Genomic DNA, 15,242 nt, shown 5'->3' on the forward strand with positions numbered 1-15,242 from the left:
CCCCAAAACCCGTGGTGGGCGGCGCCCCCCCCAACCCCCCGGCGCCGGTTTGGGGGCCCCAGTTTGGGGGGCCGGCCGCACCTGGAAAGCCCTTCATCATCTCTTCCCGCGTCTGCCGAAGCAGTCGCTGTCCAAGCGATGGTCTGCATTTCCTGTACCTGATCGGGTCCGCATCAACTCGTGGGAATCGCTACGTTCCGTGACCAGGCTATCGGTCGATTTCATCGTAAGTCCGGCCCGTTCTCTTCTGGCTAGTCTTGCAACTACCCTTGATGTCCCGGCGGTCTTTCGTCTCTCTCGTCCGATGATTTGAAGCTGACATGAAGCTTTCCGGGCGCCAACAGAAAAACGTTCAAATGCCGTGTCCGAACGTCGGTCTCTGTGGATAAGTCCGGCATTAGCAACAAGCGGATTCGGCGCAGCATTTTTGTAACAAGGCTGCAGCATTTTCGGATTCGGATTTGCCGCTCCATCGGTGGCCGGTCGTCCGCCGACTCGTAAGGGCGAGTCGCCAATCCGATTCGCTTGGGGACTAAGCCCGCCCCAAATCACCTTTGCCGATCGTTCCCGACGCCATCTCGAGCATCCGGTCGAGGCTCTTGCGTGCTGCCAGCCGCAGGCCTTCCTCCATCTCGATCTGCGGCTTCAGGTCGCGCAGCGCGAGGTAGAGCTTTTCCATCGTGTTGAGCGCCATGTACGGGCAGATGTTGCAGTTGCAGTTGCCGTCCGCCCCTGGCGCCCCAATGAAGGTCTTTTCGGGGATAGCCAGTTCCATCTGGTGAATGATGTGCGGTTCGGTCGCGACGATCAACGTGTCGCCGGGGAAGGTCTTGGCGAATTGCAGGATGCCGCTGGTCGATCCGACATAATCGGCGTGGTCGACGATGTGTGGTGGGCATTCGGGATGCGCGGCAACCGGCGCGCCGGGGTGCTGCGCCTTCAGCTTGATGAGCTCGGTTTCGCTGAACGCTTCATGGACGATGCACACGCCGGGCCAGAGCAGCATCTCGCGCCCGAACTTGCGGTTGAGATAGCCACCGAGATGCCGATCGGGGCCGAAGATGATCGGCTGGTTTTCGGGAATCTGGCTGATGATCGTCTCGGCGCTCGACGAGGTGACGATGACGTCGCTCAATGCCTTCACCGCCGCCGAGCAGTTGATGTAGGTCAGCGCGATATGATCGGGATGCTTCTCGCGAAAGCGCTTGAACTGTTCGGGCGGGCAGCTGTCTTCCAGACTGCACCCCGCGTCCATGTCGGGCAGGATCACAATCTTTTCCGGACTCAGGATTTTTGCAGTCTCGGCCATGAACTTCACGCCGCAGAAAGCAATGACATCGGCGTCGGTGTCCGCCGCCTTGCGCGACAACTCAAGCGAATCGCCGACAAAATCAGCGAGATCCTGAATCTCGGGCTTTTGGTAATAATGCGCCAAAATCACCGCGTTGCGGTCTTTGCGGAGGCGCTCGATTTCAGCGCGCAGGTCGAGACCCGAGAGATTCTCGCGAATGGGAGCAGTCATCGCATTTCCTTATCTGGCTTTTGCCTTGCCGGTCCCCCTACACCGCCCCCCCCGGCAGAGCAATTCGCCGCATCAACTGGCGAGGCGCGTCGCAAGAGCAATGACGGGAGGCGCCATCGACAGCAGCGATATGGCGACGCGCGTCGCGATGACAATGGCAGCGACGGCCCATGTCGCAGGATGCACGGCGCCGCGGCTGCGCCGGTCATAGCTCGCGATAATCACAACCACCGCCAGCTGGCAGAGCGCCACCGCAGGCTCGGCCCATGGTCCCATCAGCGGGATCGGAAGTAAGCGCCCCAACGCAGGTTCGAGGATAATAATAGTCGCGCCGATCATCAACCGCCTGTGCCAGTCGGTCGCGCGGCGCCGCCGGATCGCCCACGCGACCAACCCGCCGAAAACAAGCGACTCGGTGACCGTCAGCGCCAGGAAATAAGGCGGGGAGAAGAATGGCGGAAAACGGTTCAGCATCAACGACGCAACGCCGGTAAAAATGCCAAGGCAGGTGATGAACAGCGCAAGCAGCCCGCCAATGCGGCCGAGCTGGCGATGCCGGGCGAAATTGCCCTGCGAAGCGAGCGTCGGCTGCACAATCAGCAGGCCGAGCCACGCAAGCATCAGCACGCCGTGCAGATGCACCCAGAACGGCGCCGCGACGGGATCGACAAAACCGCGCAGCGCAAACTGCAGGAAGCCAAAAACGATGAACAGCGCCAGGCCGATCGCCATGCGCTGCCAGAAAACTTCGGGGCGCATCGCCCCCTCGCGCGTCGTTGCCATACCATACCCCCCAGCCGGCTGGAATCGGGTCGAGACTAGCGCAGGACGGCGGCGCGCGAAAGCCTGCTAGTCGGCAGGTGTATTGGCGAAGCGCGCGGTCACCTTCGCATCGATCCCGGCGGCCTTGAGCGGCATCGCGAAACTCTGCTCGATCGCCGCTCGCGCTGCGCCTTGCGCCAGCCGCATCGGGGTGGTCCCCTTGGCCTGCCTGATCAGCTCATCCTGCGCCGCCTTGCGGTTGGCGGCGTCGAGCGAGGCTTCGGCGTCGGTCAAGGCCAACAGGATCGTCCCGTCGCGAAACTCGCTGATCGCGTTGAGGTCGATTTCAGGTCCAGCAAGCCGCAGCGGCGGCAGGGTGACGGTCAGCGCGCCCGTCGCTGCATCCCAGTCAAGGTCCGACTGCTTGAGTTTGCCCAGATCGACCTCATACCGCACTGTTCCGGGCATGATCAGCGTCTTCTTCGCGCTCAGCCCCATCCGGCTCTCGGTCGATGTCACCACCGCGACGTAGCGCGCGGTGAACGGCACCAGGACATTTTGTTCCTGCAATCCTTGCAGGCTCGCCGCGACAACGGTTTCGGGGTCATAGCCCTTTTGCCAGTCGCGCCATGCCGACACCGCCCACCAGACGGCGAGCAGCAGCATCGCCGTGGCGGCGAGCAGGATCAGGCGCCCGGCAAGGCGCGGCGGGGGTGCGGAGAGATTCGTGGTCATGGCACTGTATAGCTCGAACAGTCGGGCGCAGGTCGATCCATTTCATAACGACCCGTCGCCCCATTGTATCGCAGCACGCGTTCGTAGCTGCACTCGGGGTCTTTCCAATCGGCGAGATCGCTGGCTTTCAGATTCTGCCGGCTAATGTCCTCACTCCGCCGCGATGTCCGCGGAAAGGCGGTGGCAAAGCTGCGATAGGTCAAGATCGGCAATTCGCTGCCATCATCGGGGCCAGGTTTCAGCACCGCCTTATACTCATATTCGTCGTGGCAGGCGTCGAGCCTGTCTTTTGCATCCTGCTCGGAAAAACAGGCGCGGATCATCAGCGCGCTATCCCAGTCGACAGCGAGTATCGCGCGCCGTTCGCCGAGCATCCCGACCAGCATCTCCAGCCCTTGTTGGCCATCGCCTTCATCGCCGCTGCGCACCAAAACGACATGCTGCCACAGCCGTAAACCCTGCGGCTCGTCCGCAAAGACCGGGAGCGTCAGCGGGGTTTTATCGGTATCGCCCGACCCCGGAAAAGAGAAGAGCAGATGGGCCGGTCCCTCGCCTGCATCAACATTGTCCGACAGTTCAAAGCATATCTGGCCATCGGGCAGGCACTGCTGGCCGCCTTCGTGGGCGGTGAGGTCAAGAATGCGCGAATTGGCGGCGGGCGCGGTGTCGGCGGCGGGCTGCGCGGCGGCGAGCAGCATCGTCAAAAGCATGTCAGGCGAGTTCCCATTCGTCATTACGTTCGCGCACCACCCCGCGCGCGCGCAGGTCGAACAGGTGCGCCAGCACCGAGCGCCCGGCGGCGCCGGTCAGCCGCGGGTCTAGCCCCTTGTACATATGCGCGACCATGACCGGTATGACCCGGGTTCCCTTTTCCAGCTCGCGCAATATTTGCCGTTCGCGCTGCTTGCGATGCCCCAGCATTCCGCGGACGAGCTGCCGCGGCTTTGTCACCGCGGGGCCGTGCGCCGGATAATAAATGCGGTCCTCGCGCGCATACAGTTTCGACAGACTGGCCATATAGGCTGCCATATCGCCGTCGGGCGGGCTCACCACGCTGGTCGACCACGCCATGACATGATCGCCGGTGAACAGCGCGCCGCTTTCGATCAGGCCATAGCAAAGATGGTTCGACGTATGCCCGGGCGTCGCGACCGCCTCGATCGTCCAGCCATCGCCCGACAGGCGTTCGCCGTCGGTCAGCACCCGGTCGGGCGCATAATCGGGATCGAATGCCGAATCGGCGCGCGGCCCGTCATCCTTCAATGCCAGCGGCGCACAGCCGATGATCGGGGCGCCGGTCGCGGCTCTCAGCGGCGCCGCGGCGGGGCTGTGATCACGGTGGGTGTGCGTACACAGGATCGCGGCAACGCGCTGCCCCGCGACGGCGCGCAGGATCGCATCGACATGCCCCTGCCCATTGGCATCGGGCGGATCGCCAATGCTCATGCCGCTCCCGGTCGGGCCGGGGTCGATCACCGCAACATCGCTGCCCGCACCGACAATCCATGTCTGGGTACCGGTGAAGGTATAGGGCGACGGGTTCGGCGCCAGCACACGCCGCACAAGCCGCTCATGCTGCTCGCAATCGCCGGCGCGGATGCTGTCGGGCCAGGGCTTGTCTTCGCTCATGAGTATCATGTGGCATTGCGGGGGGCGGAACGAAAGGGGTGGCGGCGATCATTTGGCGATAGTGGCGGGTTTGCGGTCTTAAGCGATCCTCCCCCAACGGGGGAGGATCGGCAGAATCCGCTTTCCACCCACGCGAAAAAGGGAGCGGTCGCCCGCTCCCTTTCCCCGCCCCTGCCGCCAGCCCCACCGGGGAGCAAAGGCTGGCGCCGAAGCTGGTCGGGCCTAGTGGTCCGATTTCTCGATGGCGGTGATCGCCTTGTCCAGATCGGCGGCGACCTTGGCGCGCATGTCGTCGGACAGGCCGCGCGCGCGTTCGCCCTCGGCAAAGGCCGCGCGCGCTTTTTTGAGCGCCGACAACCGCGCAGCCTTTCCTTCGGCGCTGTCGCTGCACGCAAACATATGGACGCGGGTGCGCTTGTTGCCGTCGCTCTCGTCGCGGTTGACGATCGGCGCCGCCTTTTTGCTGTCACCGCACTTGCCGAGCACCATCGTCTGGCCATGGACCGACGACCATGTGCCGTGGGGCAGGGGCGGCATAGGGGGCATCGGCGGCATAGGTGCCAGCACGGTGCGCAGGCGTTCCTTGCGTTTCGCTTCCAGCTTGTCGGCGATCGAGTCGGCCTGCTGGCCAGTGACACCCTGTTCCTTCAGCGTCGCGAGCACATCGTCGCGCGACAGGCTGCCCGGCATGCGGACGTCGATGCGGCGCAGCTTGTCCTTGCCGTCGGCGGGAGCGAACATCACCGTCGGCGCCTTGCCCGCATCGTCGCCATCGCGGCGGATAACGATGCGATGCACTTCGCGTTTCTTGCCATCCTTGCCGGTCGTGACGTCCGCGCTGTGATCGGTGAAGACCATCACTCCGGGGGCGTCAGGCGCATCGGGCGCGTCGGCGGGCAGCGGCGGCTCGGGCGGCAACGGCGGTGCTGGCGGTTCAGCCAAATCAACCGTCTGCGCCGTCGCGGTCACAACACCCGCCGGCACCAGCGTCGCCGTCGCCGCCAGCACTGCCAGCGTCGCGCCGCCGATCAGCAACCGGCCCGCCAGCCCGCGCTGTTTCGAAATATCCCTCCGCATCAACATCGTCAGCCTCTCCTGCAAATTATCGTGAACCGCCATCGGCGCCGCCAACGACAACCGCGAACCGACGGCGGCCTTGGCGATCGCGGTTGCGTAGCGCGCGGTCCGCTCGCCGCGCATGTCCGCGTCGGCCATCGTCAGCACGCGCGCATCGCACGCAGCCTCCTGATCGAAGCGAAAGGCGCGGATCGCGCGCCAGGCAAAGGGGTTGAACCATTGCGACGCCAGCAGCACGAGCGCCGCGGCATTTGCCCACAGATCGCCATGACGGTGGTGCGCCAGTTCGTGATCGACCGCGAGCGCGCGTTCTTCGGCGGCAAAGCGTGCAAAGAAGTCCTGCGGCACGGCGACGATGCGGTGCCACAGACCAAAGGCGACCGGACCATCAACCGCATCGGTCATCACCAGCCGGATCGTCCCGATCGGCTCGAGCTCGACCGCCTCGGCCAGCACTGCGGTGCGGAAGCGGCGATGCGACAGCAGCGCCATCACGAGCACCACCGCCATGCCCATCGCCCATATGACGAAGACATAAGGCGCGGCATCGGTAAACGACCACGCGGGCGTGGCCGGAACCGTCATCGGCGTGTCGACCGCGACCAGCATGACGTCGACGCTATCGGACGCAGCAACCGGATCCGCCAACGGCAGCGGCGGTAACACCAGCCGCAGTGCCGGGATCAGCCACAAGCTATACGTCAGCCGCGGCCCGAAATGGCGCGCAAAGGGTTTGCGGACCAGCAGTACCGCGAGGACGAGCAGCGCAGTGGTGAGCATTGTATCGCCCCACACCTGCATCCATGTCGCGGCGCTCATGACTTGAGCCTCCGCAGCAGCGCTTCGATCTCGGCAATATCGGTGTCGCTCAGCGCCTCGCGATCGGCAAGATGCGCGATCAGCGGGCTGACGCGGCCACCGAACAGGCGGTCGACGAACCGCTGCGATTCTTCGCCAACGGCGTCGGCGCGTTCGATCGCGGGGCTATAAAGGTAGCGGCGGCCGTCGGCCTCGGCGGTCACCGCGCCTTTCTGGACCAGCCGCGCCAGCAACGTTTTGACCGTCGCCTGCGTCCAGCCGTTCGCCTTGCCGATGCGAGTGGTCAGGTCGGCCGCGGTCTGCGGCGCGTCGTCCCATAGGGCCGACAGCACCTGCATCTCCGACTCACTTGCTCTTTCTGCCATCAGAACCCCTCCCATTGGCACCGCTCATCTGCGATGCGACTACAGATGTAGTCAAGGGACTGAATGGTCGATGAACAAAGCTGAACGGCGCATTGTCGGAATTTTTTACAAGCTCTGGCGGCGGTAAGGAATCGCTAACCACCGTCGCCCGCGCTTATCCGTCGCCGCGCCAAATTGGCACGGCAATTGAATAGTATCAGATGTTCCCGAGTGTTCCGCTCAATTGGAGCGGTGGGGGGCATCGGTCTGGTCCCTGATGCCTCCTGCCCCCACCGGGAAATCCCCACTTGCCCCCGACGCAGACGGGGGGCGGAGCGGCCGAAAGGCCCCGCCCCCCGGACGCTTACCCACTCGCTAAATTACCGCATATAATGAAGGCGGGGATCAGTCCGCGGTAGTGGGAAAGGTTCCACTGTTCGCCCCGGCGCGGCGGATATTGTCGGCGACCGGTGGCAGCTGGAACGGCGCCGGCATCGGCGGCAGTTCGGTCAGGCGGTCCGCAAAGATCAGGCGCCCCGGCCCCAGCTTATAGAGAATCATCGGCAGCAAATCTTCGCCGAACACAAAACAGCCTTCGCTACGGCCCAGCTTGCCCTGCGTCGCGATCAGCGACGGATCGGCATACCAGGCGCCATGCACGACGATGGCACGCACATCGGCATTATTGTTGTCGGGCTCCAGCCCCGCAAGCCGCATCGACGATCCGTTCGCGCCCCAGTAATAATCGCTGGTGCGATAGGCACCGCGCGACGTCGCGAGACTTCCGACGCGGTTCGAGAAGTTTTTCAGCCACCCGTCATGCTGCGGATCCGATCCACGGCCGTGCGTCACCGGGAACATCTCGACCTTGCCCGCGACCATATCGACCAGCGCGAAACGCGGACGCGATGACGGCAGGCCGAAATCGACAATTCCGACGCGGTCAGTCTGCGGAATAAAGCGGCTTTGCATCGCGATCTGTTTGCGGGCGACCGCAAGATAGTCGACCGGCGGCGCGGTCGTTGTCATTGGCTGCCGAATCCAGTCCGGCATCTGCGCGCGCGCTGGCGCTGCAGCCATGGCGCCTGCCCCGGCCAGTCCGGCCAGCATCGCCCTGCGATCGATCAATTTACTCACGTGCTACCCTACCCCGCATTGGCCGCCTTTGGCGATCCTTCGACATTGCATAAGTCGTGCGTTCGCTGTGAAAGGCAAGCAGTTGGTTCCCTGTCATGCGGGCAAATGTGCCATATATGCTATGAATAGCGGGTTTACGGTCCCGTAAGCGGTGATTAGGACACTGCGCATGAACGCAATCATCTGGCATAACCCCGCCTGCGGCACCTCGCGCAAGACGCTCGCGATCCTGGAAGCGACACCCGGCATTGAGCTGACCGTCATAGAATATCTGAAACAGCCCTACACCGCTGACAAGCTGCGCCAGCTGTTTACCGATGCCGGACTGAAGGCACGCGACGCATTACGGCTTCGCGGGACCGACGCCGAAGAGCGCGGACTGACCGATGCCCAAGAGGACGCGATCATCGCCGCGATGGCAACGCACCCCGCCTATGTCGAACGTCCGATCGTCGAGACCGAAAAAGGCGTCCGTCTGTGCCGCCCGCAGGAAGTGGTCCGCGAGATTCTCTAGGCCCCTTCGGTCGTAGCTTGACCGTAACACCCATCTCCTGAAAGCAAAGGGGCCACGGACAATGTCCGCAGCCCCTCGCTAAAACTCGAATCGCAGACCGATTACGGGCTGGTTGGTTCGTCGTCGCCGTCGGTGAGCAGGACGATCGCTGCGATGATACCAACAGCTGCCAGCGCCAGAACGATCCAGCTGGTTTCGCCTTCCAGCTCGCTCTGACCTTCGACGGTCGATGCCGCGCGAACACTCTGCGCCGCCGATGCAGCCACGGGCGCCGCGACCAGCGACGTTGCAGCGAGGCTGATCGCCGCCTTTTTCAACAAATTCATAAAATACTCCCTGTCGTTATGCCTGACGAGGTTTTGCGCGGCATTACGCTACGATATTGTTCTGCCTTGATATTCATAGCGCGTTGAAGAGGGGGAATGCAATGGGTCGGCGCATGCGTACTGCCGTAAAAAGCCGCCAGATTGGCGCAAACTTCGTCGGTAAAATGTACTAGCCCGCCATGATCCTGCCGCTCGAGATCGCGAATCGCGTCACTGGCCCCGGCATATCGCCGAACAGCCCCGCCTCGGTCCCGGTCAGCCATGCCTGCCCCCCCTGGTCCGCCAGCCGGGCGTAAAGCGCTGCGCGGCGCTGCGGATCCAGGTGCGCCGCCACCTCGTCGAGCAGCAGGACCGGTCGCTGCCCACGCGCCCGTGCGACACAGTCGCTGTGGGCAAGAACAAGCGACAGCAGCATCGCCTTTTGCTCGCCGGTCGAACATCGCGCCGCCATCCGACCGGTCGCCGCATGCACCGCGTTGAGGTCGTCGCGATGCGGCCCCGCCGTTGCGCGCCCGGCGGCAGCATCGATCCGTCGCCGCCCCGCGAACAACGCTTTCAGCGAATCCGCCCGATGCGGTTCGGCGCGCACCACACCATCGCCGTCAATCAGCGTCAGCAACGGCCGCGCAAAGGGCGTGTCAGGCTGACCGGCGAGTTCGGTCGATAAGGCTTTCAGCATTTGCTGACGCGCGGCGTCCAGCGCCGCGCCGTGCTCGGCCAGCTGCGCCTCAAGGCTGGCCAGCCATTGCATATCGGTCACGCCGGGATCGGCCAGCAACTTGCCGCGCGCGCGCAACGCCGCTTCATAGCGATTGCTGTGCTGGGCGTGACGCGGATCGAGCGCGAGGACGAGCCGGTCGAGAAAGCGGCGGCGGTTCCCGGCGGTTTCGACGAATAGCCGGTCCATCGCCGGGGTCAGCCACAGCACGCCCAGCCACTCCCCCATCGATGCGGCGGCGGCGGCGCTGCCGTTGATCCGCACCAGCCGACGTCCCGGCTGCGCTGGCTCAATACCGGTGCCAAGCGATACTGGGGGCAGGGCATCGCCCGCCAGCACTTCGGCAAAGACTGCAAAACCGCCGCTCGCGCCATCGCGCACCATATCGGCCAGCGCGGCGCGGCGCAGTCCGCGGCCCGGCGCGAGCAACGAGATCGCTTCCAATATATTGGTCTTGCCCGCGCCATTGTCGCCGTGCAGCGCCACCAGGCCCGGCCCGGCGACCAGCTCCGCCGCGGAATGATTGCGAAAATCGGTCAGCGAAAGGCGGGTCAGCGTCATCTCATAGGGCGCCTACCGCAGCTCTTCCCGTCACGCCACCCCGCAGCCTTCCCACGTTGACGCGGCAAATACTGCGTTCTCGACGCCGCGTGCGACAAAGGCAAAGAGCGGCCCGAGGCGACAAATCGGAAATGACCCTGCAATTTTTTCCAACTTGCGGTAATTTTCACCATCTCACCGCATATTTTGCACCAGAATAATCTGTCACGAACCCAAAAACCCCACTTAACCGTCGATGAACGCAGTTGGCACGGTCTCTGCATAAGTGTCGGCATCCACCGGAACGGTCCGAGTGGAAGGTTCAAGGAAGGAAAATATCATGGCCCATTTCAATGTCGACTCGTTCAAAAGCTACGCCATTGCCGCCGTTGCTTCGCTCTACGCCTCGGTAATGCTGCTCGGCATTGCCAGCTCGAACAGCTTGATCGTCTGATCGGATTCGATGCCCAAAAACGCCGGCCGCAAGGCCGGGATGGAAAGGAATGAAATGAAACAGGGTTTTCGCAAGAATCGTCGCGATGGTGTCATTTTCGGTGTCTGCGCCGGGATGGCAGACCAGTTCGGCTTCGACGTCTTGTGGACGCGCGTCGGCTTTGTCGCCTTGACGCTGCTGGGCTTTGGCCTGCCGCTGCTGCTGTACCTCGCTGTCGCAATCCTCGCGCCATAGGGCAGCCTACCGGGCCGGACGCGTTCGACGCGCGTCGCACCGGCCCGCCTGATCCCAATACACAAGGGCTCGTCGGCGAGGCCGGCGAGCCCTTCGCATTTCAGCGCAGGATCGAACTGTTGGGATGCAGCGCTGGCCGCGTAACGCCACCGATCATGGGTAGCTAGCCGGCCGCGTTCACTCCGCCCGCGCAGGGATCCCGGTCATCAGCGTGTGCAGCTCACCCGCTTCCCACATTTCCATCATGATGTCCGATCCGCCGACAAACTCACCCTTCACATACAGCTGGGGAATCGTGGGCCAGTCGGAAAATTCCTTGATGCCCTGCCGAACTTCCATGTCCTGCAGCACGTCGACAGTCTCATATTCGACCCCGAGCCGGTCGAGCATCGCGATCGCGCGCGACGAAAAGCCGCATTGCGGGAACAGCGGCGTGCCCTTCATGAACAGCAGCACGGGATTGTCGGCGACCAGCTTGGCGATGCGGTCATGCGTGGGTTCGGTCATAATCGTCTCCGGTAGCGCCTGGCGCCAGAAATTTGATGCTGGTCCCTATGAAGGAACGGCAGTCGTCAATTGCAAGGCATGAAGTTCGCCGCCCATGCGTCCGCCAAGCGCTGCATAGACCGCCTTGTGCTGCGCGACGCGCGTCATGCCGCGAAACGATTCGCTGACGACATGCGCGGCATAATGGTCGTTGTCGCCCGCAAGATCGGTAATCGCGACCTCGGCATCGGGAAACGCCGTGACGATCATCGCCCGCAGATCATCTTCGCGAATACCCATTGGCTCAGCCCTGCTTGTCCATGAACTGGCGTCGTGCTTCGACCGCCTTGTCATTTAGCGCGGCGCGGATTTCGGCATCGCTGATCTCGACCTGCGCTGCGGTCAGGTCGCCCGCGAGCTTGCGAATCACGTCTTCGTCGCCAGCTTCCTCGAAATCGGCCTGCACCACCGCCTTGGCATAGGCATCGGTTTCTTCGGGGGTCAGCCCCATCCGTTCGGCGGCCCATTCGCCGACCAGCCGGTTGCGGCGCGCGGTGATGCGGAACTGTGCGTCCTGATCACGGGCAAATTGGGCCTCAAAGGCGCGTTCACGATCGTCGAATCCGCTCATATTGTCCTCACGGGTTTGAAACTGTCGCTTTGCAGATAGGTTGCGCGCCCGATGGGTGCAAGCGACCTGTGCGGCTGATCACTTCCCTTTTGCAGGCGAAGGGGTTAGGCTCCGGATCAGGGAATGGGTCGTACCGCAGCAATGAAGACTGCGCCTTGCCGCAAATGCGTCGGCACGGCGCCTCTGGCCTTGGGTTTGGGGGATTGGTGATGACCGTTCGACGTCCGTTTTGCCTGCCGATTCTGGCGGCGATCGCCTTGGCGGCGCCCGGAGCCGCGCAGGCGCAGGGCACCGATCCCACGCTGCGCGACAGCTTTTCGATCGGCGATCAGGGCGGCTCGCTGTGCGCGGTGCAGGCTACGGTGCGCGATGCCATCATCGACGGCATGTTCGATCGCGCCTGGGTGATCCTGTGCCGCGACACCAGCCAGCCGGTCGGATATGTTCGCATGCTGCGCGCCAGCCCCGATCAAGCTCTCGCCCGGATCGAACGCGGTCGCGCCGACACCGTCACTTGCGCCGCCGACGGAACCTGCACGGTCAATGACAGCAGCGTTGTGTGGCAAACCCGGATCGAAACGGACGGCAACACTGCCTACACGGTCGAAGGTTTCGCCGCCTATGGCGACGCGCTCAACCTGGCGCTCGAATCGATCCGCCAGCGCAAAGTCATCCCCGGCGTCATCAAGGTCGCAACGACGTCGGTCGGTGGCAATGACGGTTTCGCCCGTACCCTGGCGGGCGCAATCGACGTCGATAAGGCACTCGCCGAGGGCTATCGGCGCAATCACAGCGGCGATTATGCCGAAGCCGCCGAATTTTTCGAAACCCTGTCACGCCGCACCCAAGACGACCAAGCCGCCGCCGACATCGACCCGACCGAATTCACCCTGAACCGCGCGCTGCAACGCTCGAACCTCGGTGAGTTCGGCGAGGCTGAACGCCTGTTTTCCGAGGCCGAGGCGGTACCGACGAGCGACCCGGTCCAGCTGCGCCTGCGCCGCAATTTCCGCGCGATCCACGCCCTGAACCAGCGCGATTATGACGGCGCGGCCGAGTTGTTGCAGCGACCGATTGCCCCGCTGACCACTGCGATCACGGTTGAGGGTTCCAGCGTCACCTTGACCCCGACAATCGTCGCCGGGGTCAACAGCGGCAGCAATGCCCGCGCCGTCCAGCAAGGGTCGGATCGCGAACGGCTGACCCCGCTCGAACGCGCCCAGATCATCGATGCACAGGCGGTCCATCTGCTCGGCACAGTCGAACGGCTGCGCGGCAATGGCGCGGCGGCCAAGGCGGCGCAGATCAAAGGCCTGTCCGATGCACTCGCAGTCCGCGAAGGCCGCGTTACCTCGATCGTCCGCTTGCGCTCGCAAATGCTGGGAGAACTCGCCGTCGCGGAAGAGGCGCTCGGCGACATCGCCGCCGCCGACGCACGTTTTCTGGAATCGATGAACGCGCTCGCGGTCGAATATCCCGAAACCAACGCGCTCGCTTCGGCGCGGGCGCGCTACGCCGCCTTCCTGACCCGCCATGGTCAGGACGACAAGGCGCTGACCATCTATCGCGACGTCGTCACCGCGCTAGCCGTGTCGCAGCGCTCAACAACCGGCATGGCGAATATGATGGCGCCCTATTACCGGCTGCTCGCCAGCCGCGCCGCGACCGATCCCACCGCAGTCAGCGATTTCTTCGTCGCCAGCCAGTTGCAAGTTCGCCCCGGTGTTGCCGACACCCAGGCGGTGCTGGCGCGCGAATTGTCGAGTGGCAGCGACGATGGCGCGCGGCTGTTCCGCCAGGCGACGACGCTGAACCGCGATATCGAACGTGCGCGGATCGAGGATGCGCGGCTTGGTCAATTGCCGGTTTCGCCCGAGATCAACGCGCTGCGCGCCGATCTGAAGACGCAGCTCGACAATCTGTCGTTCCAGCAAGCCGAAACGATCGTCGCACTGGGCGCCTTTCCCCAATATCGCGTCGTCGCGCCGGGCAAGCTCGACCTGCCCGAACTGCAGCAGGTGCTGCACGCCGACGAAGCCTATCTGAAGATGCTGGTTGTCGGCGATTCCGTCTATGCGATGCTGATCGAGCCGACCGGCGCCCAGCTGTGGAAATCGGACATCAGCGCCGCGGCGCTCGAGACCGCGGTTGATACGATCCGCTCAACGATCTCGATCGTCGAAAATGGCCGCCGCGTTACCTATCCCTTCGATGCGGCGACTGCGTACAAGCTGTACGGTCAGTTGTTCGCCCCGGTTGCGGCGCGCCTGCCGAACATTGCGCATCTGATCTTCGAACCCGACGGAGCTATGCTACGGCTGCCGATCAACCTGCTGATCACCGCCGACACCGGGCTTGCCGCCTATGACCAGCGGCTGCTCGATCCCGATGCCGATCCGTTCGACATGCGCCAGGTCGCCTGGCTCGGGCGCACGACGCGGCCGAGCACCGCGGTGTCGACGCTCGCGTTCCGCAATGCGCGGCAGGCGGCACCGTCGACGGCGGCTAACCAATATTTCGGGCTGGGCCAGAATCTGCCGATCAACGGTACCACCCTGCCCTCGCTCGGCACCCGCGGCGCGGCGGGCGGTACCGTCGACGGAAGCTGCCAGTGGGACGTCTCGCAATGGGCGCGCCCGATTTCCGCCGACGAGCTGGTGACCGCGCGCAATGCGATGGGCGGCGATGCCGGGACACTGCTCACTGGTGGCGCCTTCACCGACAGCGCGGTCAAGACCCGCACCGACCTCAATGACTATCGCATCATCCATTTTGCCACCCACGGGCTCGTGACCGCGCCGCGCCCCGCCTGCCCCGCGCGCCCCGCGCTGGTCACCTCGTTCGGCGACGGCGATTCGGACGGGCTGTTGACGTTCCAGGAAATCTTCGACCTCAAGATCAACGCCGATCTGGTCATTCTGTCGGCGTGCGACACCGCGGGGGCGGCATCGGTCGCGGCGACGCGCGAGGCGGGGCTGTCGGGCGGCGGCAATGCGCTCGACGGGCTGGTGCGCAGCTTTATCGGCGCCGGCGGCCGTTCGGTGATCGCCAGCCACTGGCCTGCGCCCGACGATTTCGACGCCACCAAGCGCCTGATCGGCGGCCTGTTCAGCGCCAATCAAGGCACCAGCGTCGCCGATGCGATGTGGGGGACGCAGATGCGGCTGATGGACGACAAGCAGACGTCGCATCCTTATTATTGGGCCGGGTTTGCGATCATCGGCGACGGCGGCCAGCCGCTGCTGCACGGCACGACGGCCACCGCCGACGCCGTACCCGCACAGGAAGGTGTCGGCCGCGCTGCCCGCTAATAC

At 64.1% G+C, this 15,242-nt stretch carries 16 protein-coding genes; 3 read left to right on the forward strand and 13 right to left on the reverse strand.

Annotated elements, in window-relative coordinates:
* Positions 1 to 532 precede the first annotated feature (532 nt).
* The 8 genes from nadA to K0M74_RS12740 form a co-directional block, all read right to left on the reverse strand.
* Complete coding sequence (gene nadA / locus K0M74_RS12705; RefSeq protein WP_293972862.1) at positions 533 to 1,522, reverse strand: quinolinate synthase NadA; 990 nt, start codon at positions 1,520 to 1,522, stop codon at positions 533 to 535.
* Between the two features lie 72 nt (positions 1,523 to 1,594).
* The gene (locus K0M74_RS12710; RefSeq protein ID WP_293972865.1) at positions 1,595 to 2,305 is read right to left on the reverse strand and encodes an adenylate cyclase; all 711 of its coding nucleotides are present in this window, start codon (positions 2,303 to 2,305) and stop codon (positions 1,595 to 1,597) included.
* A 66-nt stretch (positions 2,306 to 2,371) separates the two neighbouring features.
* Positions 2,372 to 3,019, reverse strand: a complete 648-nt coding sequence (locus tag K0M74_RS12715; protein WP_293972868.1) for a DUF4230 domain-containing protein — start codon at positions 3,017 to 3,019, stop codon at positions 2,372 to 2,374.
* Positions 3,016 to 3,753 (reverse strand): hypothetical protein, encoded by a 738-nt coding sequence (locus K0M74_RS12720; protein ID WP_293972871.1) that lies wholly within the window; start codon positions 3,751 to 3,753, stop codon positions 3,016 to 3,018. The genes K0M74_RS12715 and K0M74_RS12720 overlap by 4 nt, the downstream gene beginning before the upstream one ends.
* Complete coding sequence (locus K0M74_RS12725; RefSeq protein ID WP_293972874.1) at positions 3,731 to 4,648, reverse strand: MBL fold metallo-hydrolase; 918 nt, start codon at positions 4,646 to 4,648, stop codon at positions 3,731 to 3,733. Before K0M74_RS12725 ends, K0M74_RS12720 begins: the two co-directional genes overlap by 23 nt.
* A 222-nt stretch (positions 4,649 to 4,870) precedes the next feature.
* Positions 4,871 to 6,544 (reverse strand): M56 family metallopeptidase, encoded by a 1,674-nt coding sequence (locus tag K0M74_RS12730; RefSeq protein WP_293972877.1) that lies wholly within the window; start codon positions 6,542 to 6,544, stop codon positions 4,871 to 4,873.
* Positions 6,541 to 6,909 (reverse strand): BlaI/MecI/CopY family transcriptional regulator, encoded by a 369-nt coding sequence (locus K0M74_RS12735; RefSeq protein ID WP_293972880.1) that lies wholly within the window; start codon positions 6,907 to 6,909, stop codon positions 6,541 to 6,543. The genes K0M74_RS12730 and K0M74_RS12735 overlap by 4 nt, the downstream gene beginning before the upstream one ends.
* Positions 6,910 to 7,293: 384 nt before the next feature.
* Positions 7,294 to 8,025, reverse strand: a complete 732-nt coding sequence (locus K0M74_RS12740; protein ID WP_293972883.1) for a murein L,D-transpeptidase catalytic domain family protein — start codon at positions 8,023 to 8,025, stop codon at positions 7,294 to 7,296.
* Positions 8,026 to 8,194: 169 nt separating this feature from the next.
* On the opposite strand from K0M74_RS12740, the gene K0M74_RS12745 reads away from it, so the two are divergent.
* Positions 8,195 to 8,539, forward strand: coding sequence for an arsenate reductase family protein (locus K0M74_RS12745; RefSeq protein WP_293972886.1), 345 nt, complete (start codon positions 8,195 to 8,197; stop codon positions 8,537 to 8,539).
* A 101-nt stretch (positions 8,540 to 8,640) separates the two neighbouring features.
* Here K0M74_RS12745 and K0M74_RS12750 read toward each other — a convergent pair whose 3' ends face one another.
* Together K0M74_RS12750 and recF are read right to left on the reverse strand one after the other, a co-directional pair.
* Entirely contained in the window at positions 8,641 to 8,865 is a 225-nt protein-coding gene (locus tag K0M74_RS12750) for a hypothetical protein (RefSeq protein WP_293972889.1), read from the reverse strand.
* Between the two features lie 169 nt (positions 8,866 to 9,034).
* The gene (recF, locus tag K0M74_RS12755) at positions 9,035 to 10,144 is read right to left on the reverse strand and encodes a DNA replication/repair protein RecF (protein ID WP_293972892.1); all 1,110 of its coding nucleotides are present in this window, start codon (positions 10,142 to 10,144) and stop codon (positions 9,035 to 9,037) included.
* A gap of 442 nt (positions 10,145 to 10,586) precedes the next feature.
* Here recF and K0M74_RS12760 point away from each other — a divergent pair, with 442 nt between their 5' ends.
* On the forward strand, positions 10,587 to 10,811 hold the full coding sequence (locus tag K0M74_RS12760; RefSeq protein ID WP_293972895.1) for a PspC domain-containing protein: 225 nt from the start codon (positions 10,587 to 10,589) through the stop codon (positions 10,809 to 10,811).
* A 177-nt stretch (positions 10,812 to 10,988) separates the two neighbouring features.
* Here the strand turns inward: K0M74_RS12760 and grxD are convergent, their stop codons facing one another.
* The 3 genes from grxD to K0M74_RS12775 are packed head-to-tail and all read right to left on the reverse strand — an operon-like array spanning position 10,989 to position 11,928.
* Positions 10,989 to 11,318, reverse strand: coding sequence for a Grx4 family monothiol glutaredoxin (gene grxD, locus K0M74_RS12765; RefSeq protein WP_088441239.1), 330 nt, complete (start codon positions 11,316 to 11,318; stop codon positions 10,989 to 10,991).
* A 45-nt stretch (positions 11,319 to 11,363) separates the two neighbouring features.
* The gene (locus tag K0M74_RS12770; RefSeq protein WP_293972900.1) at positions 11,364 to 11,597 is read right to left on the reverse strand and encodes a BolA family transcriptional regulator; all 234 of its coding nucleotides are present in this window, start codon (positions 11,595 to 11,597) and stop codon (positions 11,364 to 11,366) included.
* Positions 11,598 to 11,601: 4 nt separating this feature from the next.
* Positions 11,602 to 11,928, reverse strand: a complete 327-nt coding sequence (locus tag K0M74_RS12775) for a DUF1476 domain-containing protein (protein ID WP_088441241.1) — start codon at positions 11,926 to 11,928, stop codon at positions 11,602 to 11,604.
* 209 nt (positions 11,929 to 12,137) lie between these two features.
* Here K0M74_RS12775 and K0M74_RS12780 point away from each other — a divergent pair, with 209 nt between their 5' ends.
* Positions 12,138 to 15,239, forward strand: coding sequence for a CHAT domain-containing protein (locus K0M74_RS12780; RefSeq protein WP_293972907.1), 3,102 nt, complete (start codon positions 12,138 to 12,140; stop codon positions 15,237 to 15,239).
* The last annotated feature ends 3 nt before the right edge of the window (positions 15,240 to 15,242 follow it).

It is taken from the genome of Sphingopyxis sp., assembly GCF_019459305.1.
Taxonomy (GTDB): domain Bacteria; phylum Pseudomonadota; class Alphaproteobacteria; order Sphingomonadales; family Sphingomonadaceae; genus Sphingopyxis.

Coding starts and splice junctions, on each gene's coding strand:
- K0M74_RS12770 (WP_293972900.1), bottom strand. CDS start 11,597: ATGGGTATTCGCGAAGATGATCTGCGGGCGATGATCGTCACGGCGTTT.
- K0M74_RS12715 (WP_293972868.1), bottom strand. CDS start 3,019: ATGACCACGAATCTCTCCGCACCCCCGCCGCGCCTTGCCGGGCGCCTG.
- K0M74_RS12745 (WP_293972886.1), top strand. CDS start 8,195: ATGAACGCAATCATCTGGCATAACCCCGCCTGCGGCACCTCGCGCAAG.
- K0M74_RS12730 (WP_293972877.1), bottom strand. CDS start 6,544: ATGAGCGCCGCGACATGGATGCAGGTGTGGGGCGATACAATGCTCACC.
- K0M74_RS12710 (WP_293972865.1), bottom strand. CDS start 2,305: ATGGCAACGACGCGCGAGGGGGCGATGCGCCCCGAAGTTTTCTGGCAG.
- K0M74_RS12760 (WP_293972895.1), top strand. CDS start 10,587: ATGCCCAAAAACGCCGGCCGCAAGGCCGGGATGGAAAGGAATGAAATG.
- K0M74_RS12720 (WP_293972871.1), bottom strand. CDS start 3,753: ATGACGAATGGGAACTCGCCTGACATGCTTTTGACGATGCTGCTCGCC.
- K0M74_RS12725 (WP_293972874.1), bottom strand. CDS start 4,648: ATGAGCGAAGACAAGCCCTGGCCCGACAGCATCCGCGCCGGCGATTGC.
- K0M74_RS12750 (WP_293972889.1), bottom strand. CDS start 8,865: ATGAATTTGTTGAAAAAGGCGGCGATCAGCCTCGCTGCAACGTCGCTG.
- recF (WP_293972892.1), bottom strand. CDS start 10,144: ATGACGCTGACCCGCCTTTCGCTGACCGATTTTCGCAATCATTCCGCG.
- K0M74_RS12780 (WP_293972907.1), top strand. CDS start 12,138: ATGACCGTTCGACGTCCGTTTTGCCTGCCGATTCTGGCGGCGATCGCC.
- nadA (WP_293972862.1), bottom strand. CDS start 1,522: ATGACTGCTCCCATTCGCGAGAATCTCTCGGGTCTCGACCTGCGCGCT.
- grxD (WP_088441239.1), bottom strand. CDS start 11,318: ATGACCGAACCCACGCATGACCGCATCGCCAAGCTGGTCGCCGACAAT.
- K0M74_RS12735 (WP_293972880.1), bottom strand. CDS start 6,909: ATGGCAGAAAGAGCAAGTGAGTCGGAGATGCAGGTGCTGTCGGCCCTA.
- K0M74_RS12775 (WP_088441241.1), bottom strand. CDS start 11,928: ATGAGCGGATTCGACGATCGTGAACGCGCCTTTGAGGCCCAATTTGCC.